The 3,038-nt window shown below is 61.3% G+C and carries 2 protein-coding genes and 1 pseudogene; 2 read left to right on the top strand and 1 reads right to left on the bottom strand.

Translation table 11 applies throughout. The annotated features are described in order from the left end of the window. Positions 1 to 180: 180 nt before the first annotated feature. Complete coding sequence (locus FFS20_RS17745) at positions 181 to 822, bottom strand: hypothetical protein (protein ID WP_137827094.1); 642 nt, start codon at positions 820 to 822, stop codon at positions 181 to 183. 245 nt (positions 823 to 1,067) lie between these two features. Here FFS20_RS17745 and FFS20_RS17750 point away from each other — a divergent pair, with 245 nt between their 5' ends. Together FFS20_RS17750 and FFS20_RS17755 are read left to right on the top strand one after the other, a co-directional pair. Beyond that, entirely contained in the window at positions 1,068 to 2,036 is a 969-nt protein-coding gene (locus tag FFS20_RS17750; protein ID WP_137827095.1) for a cytochrome c oxidase assembly protein, read from the top strand. Positions 2,037 to 2,546: 510 nt separating this feature from the next. After that, positions 2,547 to 3,038: pseudogene (locus tag FFS20_RS17755) on the top strand (hypothetical protein); the annotation flags it as partial.

The raw sequence follows: 3,038 nt of genomic DNA on the forward strand, positions 1-3,038 counted from the left end.
GTGGACGAGGGGCGGGCCCTCCACCACCCCCTCCGCCCGGAGTGTCTGCAACACAACTATTTATGTCCCGCATGTCGCATTTTGGGCCTTTTGCATTGGCCGACGAAAGAGGCCAAAGTATCAGCGCTACTGACACAAGTACTATCAGGGCATTTGTGAATGAGAGCGACCACCGGGACTTTAACAACGGCGTTCCTTCAGCGATTGAGAAGACACCTTCCACGCGCCATCCTCGCGCGTGATGACGTGTTCCATAGTTGCATCATCAGATTTCGGGGTAGTGGACTGGTCTTTTGGAGCTAGCGACCACTCGGTCAAGTCAAAACAGAACTGCACACTTACAGATTCGGGCGAGGTAGTGTCGCCAGGTGGTGAGTATGAAGCGACATTCACTTTGGTGGGCACAATGTTCCCCTGAAACACATATGACCCGTCTTCGATTACGTCGATGTCACCCTCGATCGATTCGAGTGCCTCGCCTCTCGCATATTTAGAGAAGTCTTCCGCCGCGCCGAAGTCACCCGCGTATGCTTCATTGACCGAAGTCCAGAACCCTTCGAACGCCACCAGCGCCCCGTCGACCGCCTTCTTCTCGTCATCGGTGAGGTCGAGGTCGGTGGTGTACTCGGGGACAGCCGGCGTCGACTCGCCGGCCGAGGGCCCCGCCGCGGGAAGAGTCGATGTCGGCGCTGCGACCGGGGAGTTGTCCTCACATCCGGTGACGACCGCCCCGACGGCGGCTACAGCCGCAATTGCGGCAACCGTGCGGAGACGACGACGGATGGTGGTGCGACGAGCTGGTGTAGCGATTCCGGTTCTCATTCCACGCCTCTGTGGTCCGTGATGCTGACACTGCGGTTCGTGCCGATGGCACCTGAGATGGCCAGGCGCCAGGGTGTCCCACATTATGCGAGAACTCATGGATTGAGAACAGATGCAGTTGAATCTGTGGATAACCTGCTCACGAGTCGGCCGTTCACTCGGTGGCTCTGACAGGGGAGTAACCTAGTCGTCAGACCTACTCGCTGAGACAGCGAGACCCGTGTGAGATAGGTGCTGTACGCAACATGACTGACCTGGCGTGGATTCCGACCGCAACGCCGTCCCTGAAAGCTTTTCTCGGCTTCGACCTGCAGCCGATACCCGTCATACCCGTCATCGCGGGTCTCGTCGCTCTCGCCTATGTCATCGGATGGATTCGTCTCGCCGTCCAGAAGCGTCCGTGGCCGGCATGGCGAGGGATCCTCTTCCTCCTCGGCTGCCTGCTCCTCGCCGCGACCATGGGCCTCGCGATCGAGGGTTACGGCCAGGTCATGTTCTCAGTCTTCATGTTCCAGCAGATGACCCTCATGATGGCCGTGCCACCGCTGCTCCTCCTCGGCGCTCCCGGAACGCTCCTGCTTCGCTCGACACCGAGGAACCTGCCGGGCCGCATGGTGCTGAGGACGGCCATCTTCGGGCTGCGCTCGTGGCCGGGCAAGATCATCGTCCACCCGCTGTTCTCGATCCCGCTGTTCCTCGCTCTCTTCTACGGCCTCTATCTCTCCGACGCCGCGAGCTGGGTCTTCAACCAGGGCGTCGGAGTCCACATCGCGCTCGAACTCGTCTTCCTCTTCACAGGAATCGTCTTCAATGCGACGCTCATCCCGGCTGACCCGCTTCCTGTGCCCGAATCGCACGTCGTCCGCATCTTCCACTCCTTCATGGAAGCCGGTCTGCACGCATTCTTCGGTGTCATCGTCATGATGGCGGCGCTGCCTCTGGTCGATCGGTTCGCCCAACTCCCGCCGAGGTGGGGCATCGACCCCATGGAAGATCAGAAGCTCGCCGGTGGGATCGCGTGGGCCTACGGCGAGGGTCCCGCCGTCATCATTCTCCTCATCATCCTCATCACCTGGTTCCGTCAGGAGTCGAAGAACAACAAGATCCGTGACCGCGAGGTCGCGATGCACGGCGACAAGGAGTTGGACGCCTACAACGACTACCTCCGCCAGCTCGCCGAGAGTGAGGGCCGCGGCTCGACTGCCGAACGCTGAGTTCGCGGTTCGACTCCCGAGCGCTGAGCCCGGGGATAAACTTCCGAGCGCTGAGTCCGGGGCCCGATCTTCGGCCGTTGTGCGATCACCGGTCGTTACTCGACCGGCGGCCATCGTTCGACCAGGCGTGATTGTTTGACCAGCGACGCTTGTTCGCCAAGTGTTTATCGTTCGACCAGAAGCCCTTGCTCGTCCAGTCATCATTGTCCGAACGGCCGTCGTCGACGGCCGGCGCGTATCGCTGTCACTGGCTGGACAGGCGTCAGTCGTGGGGTCGTGTCTGTGCCGGACTGTAGCGTAGACCCACCCTGGAACACACACGACCCCCTGCTGACACCAAAGTCGGATCACGCAACGGCACCGGGACAACACAGCTCGGCCTAGAAATCGAAGACGCTAGAACTCGCGCAAAATAGTCGAACAAAAAACAAACAAACATCTTGACACACACCACAAAGGTGTATAATAGGTCACACGACATGGACAATGGCGAATGGACCCCTGGACACCATGACTCTCACCCCGAACCGCAAGCACCCCACCCCCGGCGACGACGCCGCGGGTGCGCCCACGGGCGGGTCGTCTTCGTCGGAGTCCTCCCCACCCTCGGGTGAAGTACCGGCCGCCGGGTCGCTGTTCGATCAGCTCACCAACGCCGGCATCGACCTCACCGGACACCCCCTCGCCGACACCTTCACCACCCTCACCCCGACCCCACCCGCCGAGGATCCCGGGCCTGAACCGGAGAGCACTTACTTCGACACAGTCGACGACGATGTCTTCGACGGCGGCACCGGCGACGGCAATGACCTCGAAAGCAATAGTGCAGGCCAACCCGGTCCCGCCGGTTCGCTCCATACGGGCACCACCGTCCGCTGTGACGGAACTTTGGGCTGTGTCAAGTTTCGTAGACGATCTCTTTGTGGATCAGGCGGCGATCGCGGCCTGAAGGGTGTAGTCGGCGCGCGCTTCGGCGGGCGTGCGGTAGCCGAGGCTCGAGTG

It is taken from the genome of Brevibacterium sp. 2SA, from assembly GCF_005502845.1.
Lineage (GTDB): Bacteria > Actinomycetota > Actinomycetes > Actinomycetales > Brevibacteriaceae > Brevibacterium.